A 24,667-nucleotide genomic window follows, 5' to 3' on the forward strand; every position below is an offset into this window, starting at 1 on the left:
ACAACCGCAAATCGCAGAAAAGCCGCGGCTCATCTTTGAAAAAACAAGCACCGGCAGAGGGATTCCCCGGCAACTGGGCACTTTTTACAAGTGCAGCACCCGGTCGGCGGCTTCCAGTTCACGCTGCTTGTGCGCGATCATAAACACGGCCGATGTGCCTCTGTATTCCAGAAATCTGCGCAGAACGTCCTCGGCCGTTCTGTCATCAAGGCCTTCGGTCATTTCATCAAGAACGAAGAGAGCGGGACGCGTCAGAAACGCCCGGGCGAGCGCAAGCCTTCGCTGTTCCCCGCCCGACAATCCCAGACCGCCCTCCCGAAGAACGGTGCCCAGTCCATCTTTACCGGCGGCGATGCGTTCTGCGAGCGCGGACTGCTCCAGAGCCTGCCAGAGATCACCCTCGCCAGCCTCCGGATCGGCCAAACGCAGGTTCGCGGAAAGCGTGTCGTTGAAGAGGTACGGACGCTGACTGACGACCGTAACCGCGCGGCGGAGCGCGTCTTCCGGATAGTCTTCAATCGGGGTACCCTTAAGCAGGACCTGACCGTTCCGGACCCGTATCAGCCGGGCTGTGAGAGCAGCGATCGTGCTCTTGCCGCAGCCACTACGCCCGGCGACGGCAACAATCTCTCCAGGACCGATTTCAAAAGACAAATCGTTCAGCACTGTTTTGGCAGCACCCTTGTAGCTGAACGATACCCGATCGAATCGGAGAATACTTGAGGCGCTGAGCGCAGGCCGGTCCGGACTGGAAGAAGGTTCCCGGGCCTTGTCCGGGTGCGAAGACGCTTCTTCCGCCGTGACCGTGCGCCGGGCGGCCAAGGACATTCGAGGCAGATTTTCGAGCCCGGCGAGCATCATCGCGATGATTTCCGGCAACGCGGTGACCACGAGCACGAGACCGACCGCAAAGGCCAGGCTGATCGCGCCATCGGCAACTCCGAATCCGCAAACCACCAGCATTGCCGCCAGGAACGTTTGCCCGATCAGGTTTGAAACGGCGCTGGTTGATGCCGCCCGGCTCTCAAGACGATCTTCCGTCTGTTGCAGCCTGTGTCCGGCACGAGCGACGTCGTCGGCCGCTAAGTCGAGCCCGCCATAGATCGCAAGATCCCGCCGTCCTGCCGCAAGATCAGCCGCACGGAGCCGCATCGCTTCAGAAGCGGCATCCGCACGACGTGCCGTGTTCTTGTCGGGCCGCGCAAACAACCGCCAGGCCAGAAGGCCCCAGGCCAGGGCAAATACCAGTCCCGTCAGAAAAACAGGCGTCGAAACCGTGGACCAGAACAGGAGAAGGCAAATGCAAATGATTGTTGCCACGGCGCTCGGCACGACGAGACGCAGGTACACCGCATCGAGCGCGGCTATGTCTGCCGTCAATCGGTTCAGCAGCAAGCCAGTGCGGCGCCCGTGGGGCACCTCTTGAGAGCAAAGCGCAAACAGCCGTTCACGCAGATCCCCGAGGAAGCGAAACGTCGCATCGTGGGTTAGCAAACGTTCGCCATAGCGTCCCGCCGTCCTGAGAATGGCAAGGGCCCGGATGATCGCGCTCGGCGCGAAAATGTTGAGGAATGCTCCACTCAAGCCGGCGACTGCCGCGGCGGTGATGAACCAGCCGGAGACGCCAAGCAGCAGGATACCGGCAACGGCGGGAATGAGAGCCACGAAGATCCCGATCCAGAAATAGATGCGGTCATGGGTGCGCTGACGCTGTATGATCTGCCATATCGCCATCATGTTGCCGGCTCCAGCGCGTGCGTCTGAAACGTGTCCAGATCCAGCAGGCGTCCGGGCAGGTTCAGGACGGCGGCATCATGCGAAGCGATGAGGGTTGTTCTGCCTCTCGCCAATTGCTCCAGCCCCTTAACCACATCTGCTGCCGTCTCTTCGTCAAGGCCGGCGGTCGGCTCGTCGGCGATCAGAAGAACAGCATCGCCGCGCAGCGCTGCGCGTGCCAACGCGATCCGGCGAATCTCGCCGACGGAGAGGCCAAAACCATCTTCGCCGATCCGGGTTGAAAGACCCTGCGGCAAACGCTCCACGAGCTCTGCCGCGCCCGCTAGGTACAGTGCCTTCCAGATGTCATCCGGTGTGATGGCGTCTGCATGCAGCTGACCTTTGAGGAGATTTGCCTTGAGACTGCCATGAAACAGTCTCGGAGCCTGCCCCAACCACATAACCTGTGATCGGAGTTCCTTCGCCAAAAGCTGCACGTCGGTCCCGTTGAGCCGCACCTGCCCGTCATCCGGTGTCCGGAAACCAAGCACACAATCAAGGAGTGTCGACTTGCCGCTTCCGCTTTCGCCGGTGAGCAAAAGGATCTCTCCCGGAGCCGCCTGATACGAAAACCGGTCGAAAATCGCCCTGCCCGACAAGGTGATCGACAAGTTCTGAAACACAATCTCCGGCGCATCGACAACATGTCCGGAGACCTGCGCCGCACTGCGTTGCTGGCCGCTGATGCTCTCATTTAACGTTTCACGACCGCCGGCTTGCATGTCGTTGAGGAGGTCCGAAAGCTTATGGCATGCCGCGATGCCGGCGGCGCGGTCGTGGTAGGCTGCGGAAAAAGCGCGCAAGGGCGCAAAGAATTCCGGCGCGAGCAGGAGGACAAACAGGCCGCCTGCGTAACCGAGCGGTGTCCCCCACGTGCCGATGTTCAGATCACCCAGCAACGTGAACCCGACATAGACCGCAGAAAAGGCAATGCCCAGTGCGGAAAACAGCTCCAGGACAGTGGACGACAGGAACGCCACTTTCAGCACCTTCATGGTGCCAAGCCGGAAACGTTCGCCTGCGACATGTATGTCGGCCTTCGTGCGATCGAGCGCACCGAAGACGGTGAGGGTTTCCAGCCCCTTGATCCTGTCGAGCAGCATGCCGCTCAGACGCGTCAGTTCTTCCTGCTGGTCCTCACTCGCAGCCTTGGCTCGAGACCCGATAAGCGCCATGAAAACCGGAATTACGGGTCCGCAGACAAGCAGGATCAGGGCCGCGAGCCAGCTGAACCATGCCGTGACCAGAACGATGCTGATCGGCACCAGTCTGAGTCGCATCGATTGCGGCATGAAGTTCCGGTAATAGGGTCCCAGCAGATCCACCTGATCGACAACATGCGCGGCAAAGGCCCCGGACGAAGGGAAACTCTCGGACGGGGATCGCGCCGCGGCGGCACCCAGTAACGCGGTCCTGGATTTTTCCTGAACTTGCCGCGCCGCGCGACGCGCCGAGTCCTGAGCACGTTTTTGGAGGTAAACGCGAACGACGGCGATCAGGATCACCGCGGCTGCCGCCATGAGGAGAGTACCCGTCAGTTCGGTTTGCGTGCCCGCTGCAGCCGCACCAACCGCTTGCGACAACACCGTGCCCAAAGACCAGGCGACAAATCCTGCCTGCGGCACCCACAAAAGATCCGCGAGTGCCAGGACCCACCCTGCCCGGTTCAACTCCCTCCGGTCGGAACCATCCGGATCTCCGATCCCGGGACCGTTTTTCGCGTCACTTCCCAATCCGTGCCCCAGCGCCGTTTAAGCCGGTCAAATCGTTTTACAAACGAGCAGCCTATCCACAAACTTCACGCAGTTGCAAAATCTCGTCTCCCGGCATGTCGTCTTACAACGACCATTCCGGTTTCGCCAGAATTGGGCAGACGAAACTCTCGGGACTTTTTGGCGCACGGATGCGGGAAATGTGCTGACGGGATGCTGTCAGGAAGCCTGTGCCATGGTCCCGCTCGTCAATGTTATGGAACCACATGGAGCAAGTCATGACACATCCCTGCCTCGAACTCGTCGTTTTCAAGGTCAAGGACAAAGAGAAGGCGCGGCTGGCGCGCCGCGCGGCACAGGACATAGCCAGGACCTTCGAAGGCTTCGTCGCCTGGACGGCCTATGAGGCCATTGAAGACCAGAGCGCCTTCGCCGATGTCGTTTTCTGGAAGGATCTGGACTGCGCGAAAGCCGCCTCCGAGAAGATCATGAGCGATCCAACATTCGCGGCACTTCTTGCCGAAATCGACGGAATCGTCAGCATGGCGCACTATGCGCCTGACCGGACCGTGGAGGCGCCAGCCGTTGCCGCATAAAAAACGGCGCCACCGGCGCCGTTTTTCTTCGCATATCAGACAATGCGCTACTTCATCGTCGGAATGACGAATTCTGCCCCGTCTTTCAGGCCGGAAGGCCAACGAGACGTTACGGTCTTGGTGCGGGTGTAGAACTTGAACCCGTCCGGACCATGCTGGTTCAGATCACCAAAGCCGGATTTCTTCCAGCCTCCGAAGGTGTGATAGGCGAGCGGCACGGGAATCGGAACATTGATGCCGACCATGCCGATGTTGATGCGGGACGCAAAATCGCGTGCCGTGTCACCGTCACGGGTGAAGATCGCGGTGCCGTTGCCGTATTCGTGGCTGAGAGGCAGGTCGAGCGCTTCTTCGTAGCTTTCGGCGCGGACCACGGACAGAACCGGACCGAAGATCTCGGTTTTGTAGATGTCCATCTCCTTGGTGACATTGTCGAAAAGACAGCCACCCATGAAGAAACCGTCCTCATAGCCCTGCATGGAAAAATCACGTCCGTCCACGACTAGGTTTGCACCTTCCTTGACACCCTGGTCAACAAGCCCGCGCACACGGCCAAGAGCTTCCTTGGTCACGAGCGGGCCGAAATCGACATCGTCGCCTGCCGTGTAGGGACCGATCTTCAGGGCTTCGACCTTCGGGGCCAGCTTTTCGATCAGTGCGTTGGCAGTTGTCTCACCGACCGGAACGGCCACGGAAACCGCCATGCAGCGCTCGCCGGCCGCGCCGTAGCCAGCACCAACGAGCGCGTCAGCGGCCTGATCAAGATCAGCATCCGGCATGATGATCATGTGGTTCTTGGCCCCGCCGAAACACTGGGCACGCTTGCCGTTGGCTGTCGCGCGGGAATAGACATACTGCGCGATCGGGGTCGAACCGACAAAGCCGACTGCCTGAATGGTCTCGTCGTCGCAGATTGCGTCAACGGCGCTCTTGTCTCCGTTGACCACGTTGAGCACACCGGCCGGAAGTCCGGCTTCGATCATCAGTTCGGCAAGCATGATCGGCACCGATGGGTCCCGTTCGGACGGCTTCAGGATGAACGCGTTGCCGCAGGAAATCGCCGGGCAGAACTTCCACATCGGAATCATGGCCGGGAAGTTGAACGGGGTGATCCCGGCAACGACGCCCAAAGGCTGACGCATGGAGTACATGTCGATGCCCGGTCCCGCGCCTTCCGTGTACTCGCCTTTCAGGAGGTGTGGAGCTCCAATGCAGAACTCGGCCACTTCCAAGCCACGAATGATGTCGCCCTTGGCGTCTGGCAATGTTTTGCCGTGCTCGCGGGAGAGTGCCTCCGCCAGCTTGTCCATGTCCCGGTTCAGCAGATCAACGAACTTCATCATGACCCGGGCGCGGCGCTGCGGGTTTGTGGCGGCCCAACCAAGCTGCGCTTCAGCGGCATTGGCCACGGCTGCGTCGATCTCGGCCTGGCTGGCAAGCGCGACCTGCGCCTGAACTTCACCCGTCGCCGGATTGTAGACGTCGGTGTAACGGCCGGACGTCCCTTCGACATGCTTGCCGTCGATAAAGTGACCGATTTTCTGCATTTCAAGTTCTCCCAGTCGACCGAAGCCGATCCGTCGGCAGCGGCAGTTTGTTCACTCCGATTGCGATCTTTGTCGCTTTTATTTTTGTCGTAAACAAGATCCAGTTTTCCGGATCTGTTGTGCACTTTTTAAAGTTATGGCATTCAGTTGCCTGACTGTCGCCGGCATTTCAGGCAGTGACCTGACCCACGTCAGAGGCTGATTGAAACCAGAGAATACGGCGCGCTGCACCGGGTCAAGCCCGGTTCCGCAGGACAGCGGGAGAAACGGATCCAAAGCCATGAACTGGGACGACATCAGAATATTCCTGTCGATTGCCCGCACCGGTCAGATCTTGGCCGCCGCCAAACGTCTTGGTGTGAACCATGCAACGGTTGCCAGACGGCTCACATCGCTCGAAGTGAGCCTCGGCACGCGGCTTTTTGACCGGTCGACCTCCGGGTGTCTCATGACCGAGGCAGGCAGCCGCTTTTTCGAGCGCGCCGAGCGCATGGAAGCGGAAGCTGTCGCTGCAGAAGCAGACCTTGGCGGTGACACGCCGGAAATCGCGGGAACCGTGCGCATTGGCGCTCCGGACGGTTTTGGTGTTGCCTATCTCGCACCCAGGCTCGGCAAGCTGACCGAAAGACACCCCGGTCTGACGGTGCAGCTTGTTCCGGTTGCCCGGTCATTTTCGCTGTCGCGGCGCGAAGCGGACATAGCGGTGACGATCGACCGGCCCGAGGCTGGTCGCCTCGTCGCAGGCAAACTGGTCGACTACGCGCTCGGCCTCTACGCCTCGAAGTCCTACCTGAAGGAGCGCGGCATGCCTGATGCATCGAGCGATCTTAACGCGCACGATCTTATCGGCTACGTGGAAGACCTTCTTTATTCCCCGCAGCTGAATTACGGGACCGAATTCAGCAAGGACTGGACCGCACGTTTCGAAATCGCGTCTGCACTCGGACAGACAGAAGCCGTCCGGGGCGGCGCCGGAATCGGTATCCTGCACGATTTCATCGCGCGCGAGGATCCTGACCTCGTCTCAGTGCTTCCCGAACTGAAATTGCGCCGTGCCTATTGGATGGTGACCCATGAAAGCTCCCGCCCTCTTCGTCACGTTGCCGCCGTCCAGGACTTCTTGCGCGATCAGGTCGCACGCGACAGAGCTATTTTCTGAGCCTTCGTCAAACGGCGATCCCGTCGCGCGTCTCTTCAATCCAGTCACGCGTGCGCTGCTCGGGGTCGCGGCTGCGCGTTACGTCACTGATGACGGCGATGCTGTCCGCACCGCTGCGCAAAACCTCCCTGGCCTTTTCGAGAGTAATTCCACCGATCGCAACCAGCGGCAGATTGCCGACCTGCCGTTTCCAGCCCGAGACCTTTTCAACTCCTTGCGGAGCCCATTTCAATGATTTCGAGCTTGTCGGGAAAACGGGACCGAGCGCGATGTAATCCGGATCTGCGGACAGCGCCGTTTCGAGTTCCTCCCCGTCATGCGTGGAAACACCCAGCCGCAAACCGGCGCGGCGGATTGCGGTCAGGTCCGCGTCGACCAGGTCTTCCTGTCCGAGATGAACGAAATTACAGGCTTCATCGATTGCTAGGCGCCAGTAGTCGTTGATGATCAACTGGCAGCCATGTTTTTTACAGGCCGTCTTCGCTGCCGAAATTTCCTGTCGCAGCCTGTTCTCGTCTTCGACGTCCTTGATACGCAGTTGCAACAGCTTCACGCCCAGAGGCACAAGGCGCTCAACCCAAGCTGAACTGTCGACAATCGGGTAGAATGGATCGAGTTGCATGAAGTCCCTCTGCGTGTTCCGCCAGCGCTTGTTGTTTTAGTCTTTGCCGTCCGCACATGTCTGCAAAAACGCGTCAAATTCAACCCTGGTTTTCAATCTGTACACTTGCAGGTGCGCCGGCGGATTCCGATAAATGGCAAGCAGCTTGGCGCGTGCAGAATGCCTCGTGCGCCAAATGAAGTTAACAAACTCGATTGTTTGCAGATCAAGACGCTCGGGACAGCCGTCCGCCAGATCCGGTCGTGTCTTTCCGTAGTTGACAACAGATCTTTTCAGAACCCTGAAGATGCGCAGGCCGACCGGAACATCGAGCCAGACAAACGTGTCCGCCCTTTCGACCCGTTCGGGATAGGTGCTCGAATGGCCGCCTTCGAATATCCAGCGATCCTGAATATGCACCTCGTGGGTCATGCGACCCTTCTCTTCGCGTGTGCGTTCCACCCAGCCTGCACGCCAGTGGATCTTGTCCATGTGGAAGACCGGCAGGCCGGTCAGGTCACCTAAGCGGCGCGCAAGCGTACTTTTCCCCGAACCCGGGCCACCGACGATCATGACGCGTTTCATTGAAATGTTTCCGAAAGCGGTTGCTGGATGGCCGTTATACACGCCCGGAAACGACTGACCAGATGGAAACAGACTGTTCAATAGACACTTTCGGTCCGGTGGCCCTATCTAAAGGCCAGAGCAAGGTTTGACGGCAAGGAGAGGTCAATGAGCTGGTTGAACAGTCCGGATCCGATACCGGGTGTCGCATCAAGTTGCGATCCCATCGACACGATAATCGTTCCCCGTACGTCCGATCTCGGCGGCTTTTCGGTTCGAAGGGCCCTGCCCTCGGCGAAACGCCGGATGGTCGGGCCGTTCATTTTCTTCGACCAGATGGGACCCGCGGAACTTCTGGTCGGCGGCGGCATTGACGTGCGTCCACACCCTCACATCGGGCTCGCAACCGTCACATATCTCTTTGAAGGGGAGATGTATCACCGCGACAGTCTGGGCACGGAAATCGCGATCGCACCCGGTGCACTCAACTGGATGAGTGCCGGCAAGGGCATCGTGCATTCCGAGCGCGAGCGGCCCGAACGCTTGACCGAAAAACGGCCCCTGTTCGGCTTGCAGAGCTGGGTTGCCCTGCCGAAACATCTTGAGGAAGGCGATCCGACATTCCAACACCATGGCACCGACGAACAGCCGGAATTCGCGGATAATGGCGCGTCGGTTAAACTGATTGCCGGCAGCCTTTACGGGCACACGGCCCCGGTCAAGACGGCATCCGACATGTTCTATGCGGACATCGCCCTGGAACCGGGCGCAAAAGTTCCGCTCGATGCCGGTTGGGAAGAGCGCGGCCTTTACACGATTTCGGGTCAGATAACGATTGCCGGTCAGGCGTTTGACCCGGCCCAGTTGCTCGTCTTCAAGCCAGGCGATCATCTTGTCATCGAGAACAACAGCCCCCACCCCGCACGCTTCGTTGTGCTCGGCGGCGAACCGATGGATGGTGACCGGTATATCTGGTGGAACTTTGTTTCCTCTTCGAAAGAACGGATCGAACAGGCCAAGGAAGACTGGAAACAGGGCCACTTCGACACGGTCCCCGGCGATGCGGAAGAGTTTATCCCACTGCCCGACCGGCCCGGCCCTTGAGGCCAGAGGCGACAGCACAACGCAGGACAACACATCAGGAGAGCCGGCAGTGCCCGGCTCTCTTTTTTCGTGCAGTCGCAGACGGGACGGATCCGTGGTGAAAACCAAGGGTTTCGGTTTGTTTCGGCAGGTCAACCCTTGCAATTGGGTCCGGTTCTCGGCAAATAAAGCCCCGTTCTGACAACAGTCCACGTGCACCGGGTTCATTCGGCGCAGGTTGCGTTATCGACATCGCCCTTTTACCCGGCGAGCCGAAGCGCACTGCACCGGAACGCCCTGTGTGCGTCAGCTTCGGCGAATTCGGAACCACGTTCGATGCATTCTAAGCGTTGGTTGAAGCCGGCGGGCGACAAGGGGAAAAGACATCATGCGGCTTGGCATAGACTGGGGCGGCACCAAGATTGAAATCATCGCCTTGTCGCAGGACGGCAAAGAACTGTTCCGGCAGCGCGTCGACACCCCGCGGGACGACTATCAAGGATGTCTTGAGGCCGTGAAGTTTCTGGTTGAGGCCGCCGAGGCCGCAACCGGTGAAAGCGGCACCCTCGGGCTCGGCATTCCCGGTTCGCTGTCGCCCAAGTCGGGTCTTGTCAAGAACGCAAATTCGACCTGGATGAACGGCAAGCCGCTCGATCAAGACCTGGAAAGAGTGGTCGGCAAGCCCGTCCGTATTCAGAACGATGCCAACTGCCTGGCCGTTTCCGAGGCGACGGATGGCGCTGGTGCCGGGGCGCATGTTGTGCATGCCATCATCATCGGGACCGGAAGCGGTTCCGGCATCGCCATCGATGCCAAGGCACATCTGGGTGCCAACGGTATAGGCGGCGAATGGGGGGCGATCACCGTGCCCTGGCTGTCGGAAGAGGAGTTTCCCGGGCCTGACAGCTGGATCGGCCACAAGGGTGTGATCGACCGATGGTGCTCGGGCACCGGGTTTCAGCTCGACTACAAGGAACAGACCGGCACATTGCTCAAAGGCCATGAAATCATGGCGCTCAAGAGAGATGGCGATCCGGTGGCCAACCAGATCTACAACGCGTATGTCAGCCGCCTGGCCCGCTCTCTTGCCATGTCTGCCAACCTGCTCGATCCGGATGTGTTCGTTCTCGGCGGCGGCATGTCGAATATCGAAGAACTCTATGCCGATCTGCCGCCCGCGATGGCCCCTTACATCTTCTCAGACACATTCGACACGCCGATCCGCAAGGCGGTTCACGGTGACAGTTCGGGTGTGCGCGGTGCGGCCTGGCTATGGAACTGACGCTCAATGCTTTTTGCGTAACAGACGCCGCTGGCCCAGTGTGACGAGTATGATGCCAATCCCGACAAATACAACGGCAGCAAGCTTGGCCGTGTTCGGGATCTCGTTGAACACCAGGTAACCGAGCGCAAGTCCGACCACGGCCGCGACCGATCCGATCTGGCTCAGATAGACCGGGCCCGCGGTCTGCTGCAAACGAAAATAAAGACCGTATTGCAGGCCGAAGATCGCTATCTGTGCGACCAGCAGCGTCACCGCCTCCCCTGTCCAGGCTGCCGGCGCGGCGGGAATGCCCAAAAGTGTGGTGAACACAAACAACACCACAAAGCCGACCACCATCATTCCGAGCGCAAGGTCGACGGGTTTTGCACCGTCCGGCCATTTGAGTGTGCGATAGATGTTACCTGCCGCCAGAAAAACGGGTATCGACAGCGCCCATATGGACCACAAAGAAGCCTCTGCAGTCAGAGTTTTGCCCGAAATGGCGAGCAGCACGCCGCCGGCGACTCCGAAGAGCACGCCACCAACCATGAGCAATTGAAAGCGCTGCAATTTCAGCACAACGGCAAAGGCGTAGGTCAACACCAGAGGAAACGCATAACAAAGCGCCACAAATCCGGCGCCGACCTTCGGCGCGGCCGTAACCGCAATCATGTTTGGCAGGATGAAAAGGACCCCTGTGACAAGGACGTAGACAAGCAATTGACTGCGGCCGGCCGCCGCCTTGCGTGGGCCTCTAACACCCTTTTTCCGACCATACAGCCGTGTTACAGCAAACAATCCAGCAGCACCGCCCAGAACCGACCATTGCAGCAAACTGACCGGGTGCCAGCCGAGATCCGGTGCCGCTTTGGCAAACACGGTTGAAACGGCCAGTAACGTGCCGATGACCAGCAACAGCACCAATGGCGTCTCAAACAAACTGGCGGCATCGGTGGTTTTCTGTTTCCGGGGCCCAAAGGCATCTGGATCGGTCTGTTCTTCACACTCTGCGGCAGCGGTCATGGCGCCTTCCTCACTTTTTTCCGAGGACCTTCTCCCCACCCGCAACAATTAACATTATTTATCTTTATTTCAAGATACTTGATTCAAAGATTCTTGAAATTGATTGACAATGCCTTTCCGAACAGGAAAGGTTCTCTGGTTAAATTCCTGAAAGATCGATGGTTTCCCGTCGGTGTCGTGGATGACATGCTGACAGGTCCTGAATGCCTGAACTTAGAGTTTCAAATGACAAAGTCAGACAAAGACGCTTCGAGAACGGCAAAAAATCTCTTTGGCGACCCTGAAGACCTGCTGATCGACCGGGCCGAACGGGCAAGCCGGCAATGGCAAAAGGAAGTGCCGGTGGTCGCTGAAAAGCTGCAGCCGATGGTTCTGCTCGGCCGGCTCAACGAAGCAGCCCAGATCATGAACCGCGACTATCTGGTTCCGGCCTATGCTGAGATCGGACTTAAACTCGGCGAGTTCGATGTGCTAGCAACGCTTGTCAGGTCAGGCCCACCCTATCAGCTCACACCAACTGAGCTCTACAGATCCACGATGATGAGTTCCGGCGGCATGACCGCCCGTGTCGACAAACTGGAAAAAGCGGGCCTGGTGGAACGCCGTCCACATCCCGAGGACCGCCGGGCGCTCTCGGTCTGTGTGACGCCAAAAGGCCTGAAGCTAGTCAAGGACATGATCCCCGACTATGTCGATATGCAGCACAGGGCGGTTGACGGGCTGAGCGGATCTGAACAGAAACAGCTATCCTCGCTCCTTGGAAAGTTGATCAGGAGCGTCAATGACCCGGTCGGTGAAAAGTAGATCGAAGCCGCCCGGAACTGACACGCGTTGTCAGAACGCTGTGCTGGAGAATCACCAAATCTGCATCAGAGCGACAACACTGATGTTTCCTTCTGAATGATCTCGCCGTCCCGGATCAGCATCGCCGTTCCGACATAATTTCCGGCCGGCCAGCTCTCCTGTTTCAGTTTGCGTCCCGCGAAGGCAACCCACTGTGCCTTCTGTCCTTCAATCGGTTTACCCTCCGATTCGGCCAGAACCCCTTGCGGACCGACAAGCCGCAAGGCGATCCGGTCTCCATTTCGGACATTTATCAGCCTTGCGAAGAACACGAACGCGGGAGACCCTGCCGCAGGTGTCTTGACCTCTGCGCGTTCAACGTCAATCGATTTTACCGGATTGTCGGCAAAGCCGGTTTCGATGATCTTGCCTGCGGCGTCGATCAGCAGGCTGTTTATGTCGGCCTGCCAGAGCGCGTCCTGATACTGAAGCGGGTCGCTGCCGTTCGCCTCGCAGGTTTCGAGACGGGAGCGCGCATTTTCCGCGGTTCCCAGAAAGGGGTCGATCATTTCACCGTTCTTGCGGACGGACAGATGCACGTGCGGAAACGCGGCAAAGCCGGAATAGCCGACGCGGCCAAGCCTGGCGCCCCGGTCCACGCGGTCTCCGGCGGTTACGGTCACGGATCCGAGGCGGAGATGGCAGTACTGGGTCTCCCAGCCGCCGTCATGGGCGATCACGACGCCGTTGCCGCATTCCTTGCCGCCGACCTGCTTGCGATCGTCTTCCGAAAGAACGAGCCTGTCCGGCATTTCATCCCGGACACCTTTGACGATGCCGGGTGCAGCGGCGATGACGTCAGCGCTTTCGCCCGTGTTCAGGACCCTGAAATCCGTGCCCTTGTGACCATCGTAACCCGCCCGCTCACAGGACGCCGTCATCACGGCGTCGGCCGGATCGATATCGACATAGTTCTGAACAAAACAGTCTCTTCCCAGGGTGCAGTCGATCGGAAGCGTCAGCTCAAGATCCGTTGCAGACGCTGGAGTTCCGGAGAGCATGCCGAGGCCGGCAGTTACGCCAGCAATGAGCCCGAATGTGCCAATGCGCCGCATCATTGATGTGATCCTTTTCACGTGATCGTTCGTTAAAAGAGCGTGACTTGCATTCCAGGGGGCGATAGTCGACCCTCGGGCAACTCAATTTACGGACATTATGGATCAAGCGTGATGATTAAGTGGCTGACCACTCTTTTTGTGACGGTTTTTGTGAGCACCTCGGCGCTCGCGCAATCCGAACTGCAAATACGCGACATCGAGAAAGGAACCGGGGAAGAGGCCAATGTCGGTGAAACCGTCGTCGTGCACTATACCGGCTGGCTCATGGATGGCACCAAATTCGATTCAAGCGTTGACCGGGGAACACCGTTCTCGTTCACGCTTGGCGAAAGACGGGTGATCCCGGGCTGGGAGCAAGGTGTCGAAGGCATGCAGGTCGGCGGCAAACGCGAACTGATCATACCGCCGAACCTGGCCTATGGGGCGCAGGGCGCGGGAGGCGTCATCCCGCCGAATGCCACGCTCAAGTTCGAGATCGAGCTGCTGGACGTCAAAGGCAAGAAATACTCCGACATCGGCAACGACAAACTGAAGGAAATGCTTACGGCAGGCTCAACAGTAATCGACATCCGCCGCCCCGACGAGTGGAAGGAAACCGGGGTTATTCCCGGCACCCACCTTGTCACGTTCTTCGACGCCAACGGAAACGTCAATCCGGATTTCGGAGCCGAATTGCAAAAGCTTGTATCCGGTCCGGACCAGGAAGTCGTGTTCATCTGCCGCACGGGCCGGCGCAGCCAGGTCCTTTCGGAATATCTCGCGGGCCAGGCAGGGTTTACCAACGTCGTCAACGTTGAAAAAGGCATCATGGACTGGATCGGCAACGGTGAAACCGTCGCGGCGGCCACCCTGCCCGAAAACTGCTGGCTGTGCTGAGCGGTCCCACCTTAGAACAGAAGCACCAGCCGGTTTTTGAGTGAAATGCATCGGTTCCGATCGGGTGCATCAGACGCCCGCAGCGAGTTCCAGGCTCAACCTGTTGTGTTCAGCAATGATCCTGTCGATATCCAGGGTCACGATATGGCCGTCATCGACAACAACCTTGCCATTGACAACGGTTGTCTTCGCCCCTTTGGGACTGCAGAAAACGACAGCTGCGACCGGATCATGCAAGCCACCCGCGAACTCGATCGTATTGAGGTCGAGCGTGAAAAAGTCGGCGCATTTGCCGGCTTCCAATGAACCGATGTCATCGCGCCCGAGGACGGCGGCACCACCCAGTGTCGCAAGTTCCAAGGCTTCCCTGGCGGTCATCCACTCGCCGGAGCGCAGCGGATGCGAGGGAGGAAGCGCCGCGTGTTCGTGCGCGTCCGGCGGCGTCAGCCCGAGATTCAAGCGCGCCAGAAGCATGGCCTGGCGTACTTCCGACAACATGTTCGAACCATCATTGCTCGCCGAGCCATCGACCCCAAGTCCAACCTTGACGCCAGCGGCCATGTACTTCTTGACCGGCGCGATGCCCGAGGCAAGGCGCATGTTGGAACATGGGCAGTGTGCAGCCCCGCAACCTGTCGATGAAAACACGCGGATTTCGTCATCGACGACGTGGATGGCGTGCGCGTACCAGACGTCCGGCCCGGTCCATTCCAGGCCTTCCATCCACTCCACGGGCCGTTTGCCGAAGCGCTCCAACGTGTAGCGTTCCTCGTCCAGCGTTTCGCACAGATGCGTGTGCAGCATGACCCCCTTGTCACGTGCGAGCCGGGCGCTGTCCCGCAGCAGGTCCTCGGAGACGGAGAACGGCGAACATGGTGCGACCACGATCCGGGTCATCGCCCCGACCGAGGCGTCGTGATACCGGTCGATCACGCGAATCGTGTCTTTGAGGATCTCGTCTTCATCTTCGACGCACTCGTCCGGCGGAAGGCCGCCCTTGCTTTCACCGAGCGACATGGATCCCCGGCTGGCGTGGAAACGCACGCCGAGGTCTCGTGCAGCCTCGATCTGGTAGTCGACCTTGTTGCCGCTCTGAAACAGGTAAGAATGGTCAAAGACCGTGGTGCAGCCGGACAAGGCGAGTTCCGCGAGGCCAACCATTGCACTCGCACGGGACGCATCCGGATTGGTGCGCGCCCAGATCCGGTAGTGGGCCTGCAGCCATGGAAACAGATTGTTGTTTTGGGCAGCAGGCAGATTGCGCGTCAGCGTCTGGTTGAGATGATGATGCGTGTTCACAAATCCGGGCAGGACGATGTGGCCGGAGGCATCGATGACCTTATCGGCAGTCTCGGGCAGTTCGTGTGACGAACCGACGGCGGTGATCAGGCCGTCTTCGGCGTACAGGCCGCCGTTGTCGATCTCCCGCCGGCCGCCATCCATCGTGACGAGGACATCCGCGTTTTTCAGAAGCAGTGTGCGTGCCATCAAAAACTTTCAAACATACGAACCATCGATGGATGATCCTAACAGTCTATGCGTTAAGAAGTTTTTGGCTGGAGACCGGAAAAACACGATTTTTTTCAGCTTCCGAAAAAACTATTCCTCCAGCGGCGGCATCCGGTTCCAGGCATCCAGTGCAGCGATCTTGTAGGCCTCGGCAAGCGTCGGATAATTGAACGTGTTCTCGACGAAGTATTCAAGGGTTCCCTTCAGGTTGAGAACAGCCTGGCCGATATGCACCAGTTCCGTTGCCCCTTCCCCGACGATGTGGCACCCGAGCAGGCGCCGGGTCTTCAGCGAGAAGATCATCTTGAGCATGCCGGTATCGAGGCCCATGATGTGCCCGCGCGACGTTTCCCTGAAGCGGGCAACGCCACATTCGTAGGGAATGCCGCGTTCCTTGATTTCCTCTTCGGTCATGCCCACCGTCGAGATTTCCGGCACCGCATAGATCCCGTAGGGAAAAAACTCCGGTGGGTCGTATGCCGTTTCACCGAGCGCCTGACACGCCGCAATGCGTCCCTGTTCCATGGAAGTCGATGCGAGGCTGGGGAAGCCGATCACGTCTCCGGCCGCAAAAATGTGGCCGACTTCGGTCTGGAACGTTGAAGGATCGACCTTCAGCCTGCCGCGGTGGTCGACCGACAAGCCGCAGTTGTCGAGCTGGAGTTTCGGCGTCGCGCCCATTCTGCCGGCCGCGAACAGAATGACGTTGGTGCGGACACAGCGGCCGCCTTCGAGCGTGATCTCGCAGTCCCCCGGCCCGTGCTTCTCGATCTTCTGCACCGTGGCGCCGAAACGCAATGCGATGCCGCGGTCGCGAAGCTGATGCGTGAAATCCGCAACGAGCTCCTTGTCCAGAAAATCCAGCATGCTGTCGCGCGGCTCGACCAGAGTGACGTGAACGTCGAGCGCCGAAAAGATCGACGCGTATTCAACTCCAATGACCCCTGCCCCGATCACAGCAATAGACCGCGGTATCTCGCTCAAATCCAGGATTTCGTCACTGTCGAGCACGTACTCGCCGTCGAAGGGAACGTAGTCGGGACGGAACGGTTTTGTTCCGACGGCGATGACATACTTGTCCGCAGAGTATTTCAGGATCTCGCCGGCATCGCCCTCGACCTCGATCAGGTTCGTGTCCAGAAATTTGGCTTCGCCGCGAACCGTATCGACCTTGTTGCGCGAGAACTGATGTTCAAGGACATCGACTTCGTGATTGAGGGTGATGTGCAGGCGCGCCCTCAGGTCGGCTGCGGTGAGGTCCTGCTTCACGCGGTAAGAACTGCCGTAAAACCCGCGCTCCCGCCATCCGGTAAGGTTCAGGACCGTCTCGCGCAAGGTCTTGGACGGGATGGTACCGGTGTGAACCGAAACACCGCCGACCCTGCGTCCCCTTTCCACGACAAGTACGTCGCGTCCGAATTTAGCCGCCTGAATGGCAGCGCGGCGCCCCGCCGGGCCGCTGCCGATCACGATCAGATCGTAGTGTTCCATTTGCCCCTCATCACACCCGAACCGGCATTGTGAATGCCCATCGAACCGATGATACATCCACAATGGTTGACGCACTGCAAAACAGCATCTTTGTTTTCGGGTCAAGACTTGAGAAAAAATATGGGCAGCTGGATCCCGGATATGGGCAAAAAAGCAGCACCTGAGAGTGCGATAGCGATAGACCGTTGCCATCACGGCGCTCATAAGATATGCGTCAATCCATGAGAACGAACCTGAAAGCAGCATGGTGGTGGCGCGGCGCGAAATAGGCGGCCGGCGATGGATCATGCACTGAAGGGATCAAAACTACGCACCAAAGGCCGCCGCGGGATACCGACGGCGGCCTTGGTGCATTTTGAGGCCGCCGGGTTTCCAACGGGCCGACGAAACGGGAACGGAAAGACCATGCCGGCATTGGCAGACCAGACCTTTGAAACGGAGAGCGGGATCACGATACTGCGGACATCGCGCCCCTCGGACTACGAAACCGGCACGTCGGACTGGATCGACAGGCTGGACAGCGAGCTCGGCGCTGTGCTTGCGTCTTCCTACGAGTATCCGGGTCGCTACACGCGCTGGGACATGGCGCTGGTCAATCCGCCCCTCGTTCTGGAAGCCGCCGACCGAACCGTCGATATCCGTGCATTGAACGAACGCGGCAAGGTTCTGGTCCCTGCCATTGCAGATGCCCTCAAATCCCATGACGTAATCGAAACATTCAGCGCTTCCGAGGAGCGGATCACGCTCACGGTCAAGACGCCCGACCGGCTCTTCAACGAAGAAGAGCGGTCCCGCCAGCCGTCGACCTTTTCGATCGTGCGCGCACTCAAGGATCTGTTCGCGTGCGACGACGATCAGTTGGGGCTCTACGGCGCCTTCGGCTACGACGTCGCCTTTCAGTTCGAGCCGATCGAGCAGAAGCTGGAACGGCCCGAGGACCAGAGGGACGTGGTCCTGTTCCTGCCCGACGAAATCCTGATCGTCGATCACCACGGCAAGCGCGCCTATGTGCTGGAATACGACTTCGTGGTGAACGGCCGAACCACCAAGGGCCTGGAAAGAACCGGCGGGAAACACGCCTATGTGCCCGCCAATCGCGACCCCGGCCGTGGCGACCACGAACCGGGTGAGTACGCAAGGCTGGTCGAGGAAGCCAAGGACTATTTCAGGCGCGGCGACCTGTTTGAAACCGTACCCGGCCAGGTGTTCTATGAGCCCTGCGCCAATCCTCCGTCGGCGGTTTCCAGGCGTCTGGCGCAGATCAATCCGTCTCCATACTCATTCTTCTTCAATCTGGGCAACGCTGAATATCTCGTCGGCGCGTCGCCGGAGATGTATGTCCGCGTGACCGGTGGCAGGCGCGTTGAGACGTGCCCGATTTCCGGAACCATCCGGCGCGGGAAAAACGCGATCGAGGACGAGGCCCAGATCCGCAAACTGCTGAATTCGGCGAAGGACGAAGCCGAGCTGACCATGTGCTCCGATGTCGACCGAAACGACAAGAGCCGTGTTTGCGTGCCCGGTTCGGTGAAGGTGATCGGACGCCGCCAGATCGAAATGTACTCGCGGCTGATCCACACGGTGGATCATATCGAAGGCATCCTGCGCCCGGACATGGATGCGCTCGATGCGTTCCTCTCCCACACCTGGGCGGTCACCGTGACCGGCGCTCCCAAGCGTTGGGCGATGCAGTTCATCGAGGACCACGAGAAATCTCCGCGCGCCTGGTATGGCGGCGCCATTGGTGCGGTCCTGTTCAACGGCGACATGAACACCGGGCTTACACTCAGAACCGTGCGCATCAAGGACGGTCTTGCGCAGATCCGGGCCGGGGCAACGCTTCTTTATGACAGTGTTCCGGAGGACGAAGAGGCAGAAACCGAACTCAAGGCGGAGGCAATGCGGGCTGCCGTGCGCGAGGCAGGTCTTGCCGCCAAGGCGACCACTCGTCCGGAAAACACCAAACACGGCAAAGGTTTGAAGATCCTCCTGGTGGACCACGAGGACAGTTTTGTTCACACGCTTGCCAACTATTTCAGGCAGACGGGCGCGGATGTGGTGACCTACAGGTCGCCGGTCGCCGATCACGTCTTCCATGATGTCGACCCCGACCTGGTTGTCCTGTCACCGGGCCCGGGCAATCCGAAGGATTTCGACTGCGCAGCCACCATCGGGCGGGCCCGCGCCCGCGCTCTGCCGATTTTCGGGGTCTGTCTCGGCCTTCAGGCGCTGTCCGAATACTTCGGAGCAGAGCTCGGTCAGCTGGATATCCCGATGCACGGCAAGCCCTCTCCGATCAAACTCTCCGGCAACTCCCTGCTGTTTGAGGGCCTGAACGCCCCGGTCGTCGTCGGGCGCTACCATTCGCTCTTCGCCAAACGAACGACGCTGCCTGGCGATGTCAGGGTCACGGCGGAAACCGAAGATGGTGTTGTCATGGCGATCGAACATGAAAGCGAACCCATCGCCGCCGTCCAGTTCCATCCGGAGTCTATCATGTCACTGGACCAGGAGGCCGGCCACAAGATCATTGAGAATGTCGTCGAGCGCCTGGTGCATGTTCAAAGGCAGGAAATAGAAGCTGCATCGTGACTTTGTCATGACGCGTTCTTATCTGTGGCGTTAACCGGAGAGCCGAAAACTGAAGGAGACCCTCGTTGCCCACTTTGCTGGTCGTCATCGCCCTTGTCGCCGGGGCCGCCTATTGGCTTTACCGCGCGCGCCAGGCAGCCGACACGACACGCGTCGTGCTGGACGCCACACACGAGGTCAAGGCGGCTGCCCGCCGCTTCGGGTTTCGTACACGCGCGAACCAGCATGCCAGCGAAGGCGTTGACGATCCGCGTGTTACGGCGGCAGCCCTCCTCGTTCTGACCGCAGAGACCGACGGAGGCATCTCCCGGGCCGAACAGGAAGCCATCATGGAGCAGCTTCAATCGGTGTTTGACATGCACACGGCTGAAGCCGAAGACCTCTACGTTTTCTCCAAATGGCTCGCCAGCCAGAGCAGCAATCCGGACGACATGATCCGGCGGCTGATCAAGAGAACGGTGCATCTGGGCGGCCGGGACACGTTGCCCGACCTCATTCAGATGGTGACGAGCGTCGGGAATGCGGATACGGGCACCCTCACCGACGACACCGTGAACATAGTAGAAAAACTGAAACAACTCAGTAATTGACCGGAATTGACTCTCCTTTCCTTGAAAGGCGTAAGGCAGCCAAAATACCGATCGTTACTTAACTTTCGCCTCATTGAAGACAGGGTGTGAAAATAAGTTGATTAACAGACCCCGTCGGAGTTCCATTGAATTTCCGGCGCGCTTTTGCATTGTCTTCATAGGCTTGCACTAGGGTCAGGACTCATTAATTTGGATGGATTGGTAGGGATGAATTTGTTCGGATACGAGGCGCAAGGCTGCCGGAAACCGTCCGGTTTCCAAAGATTTGCAACGACGTTGCCGGGCAAATTCAACCAAATGAATGGGTCCTGACCCTGGAATCAGCAGAGTTCCAGCGTTCGGGATCCGGGGAGGACCAATGTCCGGAAACGCCAAGATGGACACCGCAAGGTGTTCCCGCACACTGCGCAGATTGTTCGGCGCACTGGCGTTGGCCAGCGTGTTGCTGCCATGTCTTGCCTACGGTCCGGACGTCAGGGCACAAGAGACAATCGGCCTGAACAATCATGTGCTGGGCATCGGCAACTGTCCGCCGTGGAACGCACAGGCCCTCGAGGTCTGCTACAACAGTCTGGAACGTGTCGTGGAGGCGCTCAGCCCGCGCCTCGACGCAGGTCCCGACAACCTGCATCTTCTCATCAACGAGGGGGCCAGCGCTTCCGCCCTGAAACTCAAGGCGACGGAGCTTGCCAACCGTCTTGGAGCGCAAGACCGGCTGATCATTTATGCAAACCTGCCGCTCGGCCAACTTGAAGGCGATCAAACGGAAGAAGAGAACGGCTTCGTTCTAGAATTCTGGGCCGAAGAGAAACCGGAAACGGCAGCGTCAGCCATAAGCGACGGCATATGGATAACAGCGCCTGCCTTCGCGGCGATCCTTCACACAATCCCGGCGGCAGAGGTCATCCTGATCCTCGACACCAACGATTCCTACGCCGTTAACATGCATCTGCTCGACAGACATTCCGTCGATCATGAAGACAGACCGGAGGCGCTCGTTTCCTCCGCCGGTGACGGCCAGAGCGCAAACTATTCGGCAGACCGGACGATTTCCCTCTTTGCGAAACACCTTGCACTTGCGCTGCGTGAAACCGAAGGATCGCTGCACGACGTCATGAGTGTTGCAGTCAGCGGCACACGGCAGTCTGCGATCCCGATATGCGCGACGCTCAAGGAACACCAGGGCGAAACCGTTGAGCAGGTTGCAGATTGCCTGCAGGTACCGCAAATTCACGATCCCGACGCTCTGCTTGCAGAAACGCTTCTGCTGCCGATCCCGGAAAACGGGCCGAAGGAATGAAGCTCTAGCCCGTTGCGGAGCTTGCCCCGCAGGCGCGCGGCGCACCTGATGCAACAACGGCGCTGGCGTTCGCTTCCGCGTTACGCACGCTCGGAAGTCCTTTCAGCCGTGCCACGAACCAGTCCCAGTCATCGGAATCGATCCGTTCGAGACCCGTGTCCCGCTCGGGCTCGATCGGGCGGATGCCGTTGTCATCCAGTTCGCCGATCGCAAAGCGAAAGGCATAGCCCGGCGTCAGACCCATGCGCAGGTCCGACACCACGACCTTGTCGCCGACAAGTTCCGTTCTGAAGAATCCCCGGCTGAACCATTCCAGTTTCTGGAAGGCTGCCGTATCGGACAGGCACGCCGCCAGTTCGGGATGGCGCGGATGTTCGTAGATTTCAGGGTCTCCAGGCCCGTCGAGCAGCGAGTAATAGAGGTTCTCGTAGCGGTCTTCCTCAAGTCCGATGACCTTCCAGAGAAGGATGTTGAACGGGGCCGCGATGGCGTAAACCGCATCCGGTTCAATCCCTTCGGACTGAAAGGCAAGGCGCGCCTGTCCCTGCACATATTGCTGCAGAACCACGCTCAGTCCCATATACGCGGTGGTGGCGATCAAAGCACCGGCGACCCAGTTGCGCAGCCGTGACGTCCAGTTTTTCTTGCAGAGCGCATAGATCACCACGATCAGCAAAGGTATCGAATAGAGCGGATCGATGATGAAGACCGAACCAACGCCAACCGGGTCCGGATAGACCGGCCAGAATATTCGCGTGCCGTAAACGGTCATCGCGTCGATCATGGCATGGGTCGCGAACACAAGGAAAACGGCACCCCAGGTCAGCCAGCGATGTTCCCGCAGTCCCTTGAAGAGCCGGACCAGCACCTCGCCGACAACCGGGGCTGCCAGCGCGTGCACGAAGATCGAGTGCGACCAGCCGCGATGGTAGACAAAACTGTCGATCGGGTCGTCGAAAGGGATGAACACGTCCAGATCCGGAAGCGTGCCGAGCAACCCACCGACAATCGCAGCCTTTCGAGGGCCGATCTTGCTTCCAAGGCAAGCGGTCGATACGGCGGCACCCAGAACGAATTGTGTGATTGAATCCATAAAGCTGGCGACTTCGACTGACAGAATTAGCGTTAGCGGGATATGTGGTAGAGCGGCCGCCTTGGCAATGCAACGGCGCAAAAAAGCGGGTAAAAACCCGCCTTTTGGTACTTCCGCGGTACGCGACCTATCAGACGTCTCAGTTCACAGCGGCCAACAGATCCTCATCAACCATGATGATGCGAACGCGAACCGGCGCATCGATTTCGAAGAGTTCGCGTGTGGTCTGATCTAGTTTATCCGCGAGTTTCTGGCGCATTTCGAGCGTCCTGTTGGGTTTGTGCCTACAGGTCAGTTCGACGTAACAACCACTCAGGTTGACGGTTGAATCCGGCACGACAGCAACGACGGCATGTTCTCCATGCGCTTCGAGTCCTTTGATCACGACGTCATTCAACACGTCCAGTTGCGCGTTCGAAACCGGTTTCTTGGCGTTAACGAATACTTTCAGCGTGGGCATGTTGCTACTCCGGCTTTTTCGCACGAAAGATGCGATTTGGAACTTTCATCGAAATGCTGTCGCCTTCATCCTTGTAGTCGACCGATGGTCTGATCGACTGGGGTGTGCATCTGCGCACGAAGGCGTTCAACGCGTCGAGTTTCGTCCGGTCGCCACCGAGTTCACTGTCAAGCCGGCCAAGCGTACTCTGGTGGAAGTTGGCTTCAAAAACCTGTCTGACGTCGACGAAACCACCCTCTTCGAAAAGCCACGGCATTTGCTCGCCGCGGGTGAAATACCGGTCAACCACGATGGATTCGTAGCCGGCCAGTTCGTTCTTCTTCTGCATCTGCTCCGTGAACGCATCCTGCTGCTCACCGGTATCCGGCATGACTTCCCAGATGACGAAACGCCCACCCGGCTTCAGCACGCGGAAAACCTGCTGGAAAATCAGTGGCTGATCGATTTGGGGCACCTCGTGAAGCCCCATCTTGATGACCACCGCGTCGAACTTCCCGTCAAGGTAAGGCAGGTTCCTCGCATCGCTGACAGTCACGTCTTCAACCGACGAACGCACGTCATCCGGTATCCGGTCGAGTTGAACCTTGTGCAGGTCGCACATGCTCAACCGCACGGACTTACCGTTGTCCTTCGCATATCCCAGAATGTGGCTACTGACTGCGCCATAGCCGCACATCAGGTCCAGCACGTTGGCCCCATCGGTCAGTTCGAGAGCATCGGCCAGCTTGTTGAGGTCATTCCCTGCAACACCGTGGATCTTGGAAAAATCCACTTTCCGGATGTTGTACCCGTCGGCAATCAGACCAGTTCTGAATTGCAGCTTGAGTTCCCTTGCCATTGACGCGAGTTCGGGACTGGCCTCCATGGTCATGCAGACATCATCCTCGCCTCCCAGTTCGAGAACGAGTTTCACCTTCCCGCCGGACTTCTTGACGTGTTCCAGAAATTTTTGCGCCTGTTCGCTCGCAGAAAAGAGCGTCGGAAGCAACGTGTCGACATCCGTGTCGAAATTCACGGAACGATGGAGGCGTTTCTGTTTCATTTTTCCTCCCTTGGTGCTCGCCTGATCAAGATATGGTTGCCCAGCCATCGAATTAATCAACACGGAAAACAGCGAAAACTGCTCTGAAACAGATAAAGTGGCCGTGAATTTTTTCTCAAACCCTCGACTGTTAATTAAATCAGATTAATTTATGAATTTCGATCCGCATGCACACCACGTCCGCTGCCCGGATTGTGGTCATTTTTGCGTAGGTGACCTGGTTCTTTCGTGCTTCGACAGGGTTCCGCCCTCCCGCAACAGTGAAATCCATGACCGCGTCGCGCTTTGCATGCACATTGTCACAGACGCCGAACCCCAGGTGCGGTCCCGCTTCACCGAGTGGCTTCCGACGCATGTAACTCCTTTCAGTATCGAGAGAATCCGTGAATCGTTCCCGGGAAGCTATCTTTTGACTTGCATCGGCGAAGGGTGTCGGGCGAAGGTTGCGGACCATATGACAAAACCCGTGCAACGAACGCGGATCGACA

21 protein-coding genes and 2 pseudogenes are annotated in these 24,667 nt (G+C 58.7%); 10 read left to right on the forward strand and 13 right to left on the reverse strand.

The window, feature by feature from the left end; translation table 11 throughout:
• Positions 1 to 84 precede the first annotated feature (84 nt).
• Positions 85 to 1,737 (reverse strand): thiol reductant ABC exporter subunit CydC, encoded by a 1,653-nt coding sequence (gene cydC, locus RDA78_RS23770; RefSeq protein ID WP_434052242.1) that lies wholly within the window; start codon positions 1,735 to 1,737, stop codon positions 85 to 87.
• Positions 1,734 to 3,509: a thiol reductant ABC exporter subunit CydD gene (gene cydD, locus RDA78_RS23775; RefSeq protein ID WP_434052243.1), complete on the reverse strand. Its 1,776-nt coding sequence runs from the start codon at positions 3,507 to 3,509 to the stop codon at positions 1,734 to 1,736. Before cydD ends, cydC begins: the two co-directional genes overlap by 4 nt.
• A 257-nt stretch (positions 3,510 to 3,766) precedes the next feature.
• On the opposite strand from cydD, the gene RDA78_RS23780 reads away from it, so the two are divergent.
• A complete protein-coding gene (locus tag RDA78_RS23780) occupies positions 3,767 to 4,084 on the forward strand; it encodes a hypothetical protein (protein ID WP_434052244.1) in 318 nt (105 codons plus the stop codon).
• 47 nt (positions 4,085 to 4,131) lie between these two features.
• On the opposite strand, the gene RDA78_RS23785 is transcribed toward RDA78_RS23780, so the two are convergent.
• A complete protein-coding gene (locus RDA78_RS23785; protein WP_434052245.1) occupies positions 4,132 to 5,631 on the reverse strand; it encodes a CoA-acylating methylmalonate-semialdehyde dehydrogenase in 1,500 nt (499 codons plus the stop codon).
• 280 nt (positions 5,632 to 5,911) lie between these two features.
• On the opposite strand from RDA78_RS23785, the gene RDA78_RS23790 reads away from it, so the two are divergent.
• Positions 5,912 to 6,790 (forward strand): LysR family transcriptional regulator, encoded by an 879-nt coding sequence (locus tag RDA78_RS23790; RefSeq protein WP_434052246.1) that lies wholly within the window; start codon positions 5,912 to 5,914, stop codon positions 6,788 to 6,790.
• A 7-nt stretch (positions 6,791 to 6,797) separates the two neighbouring features.
• On the opposite strand, the gene RDA78_RS23795 is transcribed toward RDA78_RS23790, so the two are convergent.
• Together RDA78_RS23795 and RDA78_RS23800 are read right to left on the reverse strand one after the other, a co-directional pair.
• Positions 6,798 to 7,412, reverse strand: a complete 615-nt coding sequence (locus RDA78_RS23795) for a thiamine phosphate synthase (RefSeq protein WP_434052247.1) — start codon at positions 7,410 to 7,412, stop codon at positions 6,798 to 6,800.
• 36 nt (positions 7,413 to 7,448) lie between these two features.
• The gene (locus RDA78_RS23800) at positions 7,449 to 7,976 is read right to left on the reverse strand and encodes a DNA topology modulation protein FlaR (RefSeq protein ID WP_434052248.1); all 528 of its coding nucleotides are present in this window, start codon (positions 7,974 to 7,976) and stop codon (positions 7,449 to 7,451) included.
• 147 nt (positions 7,977 to 8,123) lie between these two features.
• Between RDA78_RS23800 and RDA78_RS23805 the strand changes: the two genes are divergently transcribed.
• Together RDA78_RS23805 and RDA78_RS23810 are read left to right on the forward strand one after the other, a co-directional pair.
• Entirely contained in the window at positions 8,124 to 9,059 is a 936-nt protein-coding gene (locus tag RDA78_RS23805; RefSeq protein WP_434052249.1) for a pirin family protein, read from the forward strand.
• A gap of 367 nt (positions 9,060 to 9,426) precedes the next feature.
• Positions 9,427 to 10,320, forward strand: a complete 894-nt coding sequence (locus RDA78_RS23810; protein WP_434052250.1) for an ROK family protein — start codon at positions 9,427 to 9,429, stop codon at positions 10,318 to 10,320.
• A 3-nt stretch (positions 10,321 to 10,323) separates the two neighbouring features.
• Here RDA78_RS23810 and RDA78_RS23815 read toward each other — a convergent pair whose 3' ends face one another.
• Positions 10,324 to 11,325 carry a DMT family transporter gene (locus RDA78_RS23815; protein WP_434052251.1) on the reverse strand — a complete coding sequence of 334 codons (1,002 nt, stop codon included), beginning with the start codon at positions 11,323 to 11,325 and terminating at the stop codon, positions 10,324 to 10,326.
• A 225-nt stretch (positions 11,326 to 11,550) separates the two neighbouring features.
• On the opposite strand from RDA78_RS23815, the gene RDA78_RS23820 reads away from it, so the two are divergent.
• Entirely contained in the window at positions 11,551 to 12,129 is a 579-nt protein-coding gene (locus RDA78_RS23820) for a MarR family winged helix-turn-helix transcriptional regulator (protein WP_434052252.1), read from the forward strand.
• Positions 12,130 to 12,194: 65 nt separating this feature from the next.
• On the opposite strand, the gene RDA78_RS23825 is transcribed toward RDA78_RS23820, so the two are convergent.
• Positions 12,195 to 13,226, reverse strand: a complete 1,032-nt coding sequence (locus RDA78_RS23825) for a M23 family metallopeptidase (RefSeq protein ID WP_434052253.1) — start codon at positions 13,224 to 13,226, stop codon at positions 12,195 to 12,197.
• A 111-nt stretch (positions 13,227 to 13,337) separates the two neighbouring features.
• Between RDA78_RS23825 and RDA78_RS23830 the strand changes: the two are divergent.
• Together RDA78_RS23830 and RDA78_RS23835 are read left to right on the forward strand one after the other, a co-directional pair.
• Positions 13,338 to 13,721: pseudogene (locus tag RDA78_RS23830) on the forward strand (FKBP-type peptidyl-prolyl cis-trans isomerase); the annotation flags it as partial.
• Between the two features lie 87 nt (positions 13,722 to 13,808).
• Positions 13,809 to 14,102 (forward strand): annotated as a pseudogene (locus RDA78_RS23835) (rhodanese-like domain-containing protein); the annotation flags it as partial.
• A gap of 69 nt (positions 14,103 to 14,171) precedes the next feature.
• Here RDA78_RS23835 and RDA78_RS23840 read toward each other — a convergent pair.
• Together RDA78_RS23840 and sthA are read right to left on the reverse strand one after the other, a co-directional pair.
• Complete coding sequence (locus RDA78_RS23840) at positions 14,172 to 15,590, reverse strand: 8-oxoguanine deaminase (protein ID WP_434052254.1); 1,419 nt, start codon at positions 15,588 to 15,590, stop codon at positions 14,172 to 14,174.
• Between the two features lie 111 nt (positions 15,591 to 15,701).
• Entirely contained in the window at positions 15,702 to 17,102 is a 1,401-nt protein-coding gene (sthA, locus tag RDA78_RS23845) for a Si-specific NAD(P)(+) transhydrogenase (protein ID WP_434052255.1), read from the reverse strand.
• A gap of 405 nt (positions 17,103 to 17,507) precedes the next feature.
• Here sthA and RDA78_RS23850 point away from each other — a divergent pair, with 405 nt between their 5' ends.
• From RDA78_RS23850 to RDA78_RS23860, 3 genes are all read left to right on the forward strand, one after another.
• On the forward strand, positions 17,508 to 19,694 hold the full coding sequence (locus tag RDA78_RS23850; protein WP_434052256.1) for an anthranilate synthase: 2,187 nt from the start codon (positions 17,508 to 17,510) through the stop codon (positions 19,692 to 19,694).
• Between the two features lie 65 nt (positions 19,695 to 19,759).
• Positions 19,760 to 20,284, forward strand: coding sequence for a TerB family tellurite resistance protein (locus tag RDA78_RS23855; RefSeq protein ID WP_434052257.1), 525 nt, complete (start codon positions 19,760 to 19,762; stop codon positions 20,282 to 20,284).
• Positions 20,285 to 20,642: 358 nt separating this feature from the next.
• A complete protein-coding gene (locus RDA78_RS23860; RefSeq protein ID WP_434052258.1) occupies positions 20,643 to 21,584 on the forward strand; it encodes a hypothetical protein in 942 nt (313 codons plus the stop codon).
• A 4-nt stretch (positions 21,585 to 21,588) separates the two neighbouring features.
• On the opposite strand, the gene RDA78_RS23865 is transcribed toward RDA78_RS23860, so the two are convergent.
• From RDA78_RS23865 to RDA78_RS23880, 4 genes are all read right to left on the reverse strand, one after another.
• Complete coding sequence (locus RDA78_RS23865; RefSeq protein ID WP_434052259.1) at positions 21,589 to 22,677, reverse strand: metal-dependent hydrolase; 1,089 nt, start codon at positions 22,675 to 22,677, stop codon at positions 21,589 to 21,591.
• A gap of 139 nt (positions 22,678 to 22,816) precedes the next feature.
• Complete coding sequence (locus RDA78_RS23870) at positions 22,817 to 23,137, reverse strand: hypothetical protein (protein WP_434052260.1); 321 nt, start codon at positions 23,135 to 23,137, stop codon at positions 22,817 to 22,819.
• A gap of 4 nt (positions 23,138 to 23,141) precedes the next feature.
• Entirely contained in the window at positions 23,142 to 24,179 is a 1,038-nt protein-coding gene (locus RDA78_RS23875) for a class I SAM-dependent methyltransferase (RefSeq protein WP_434052261.1), read from the reverse strand.
• 139 nt (positions 24,180 to 24,318) lie between these two features.
• Positions 24,319 to 24,534, reverse strand: coding sequence for a hypothetical protein (locus RDA78_RS23880; protein ID WP_434052262.1), 216 nt, complete (start codon positions 24,532 to 24,534; stop codon positions 24,319 to 24,321).
• Between the last annotated feature and the right edge of the window lie 133 nt (positions 24,535 to 24,667).

Origin of the sequence: Roseibium sp., from assembly GCF_051016195.1 — a bacterium.
In the GTDB taxonomy this organism is placed as follows: Bacteria; Pseudomonadota; Alphaproteobacteria; order Rhizobiales; family Stappiaceae; genus Roseibium.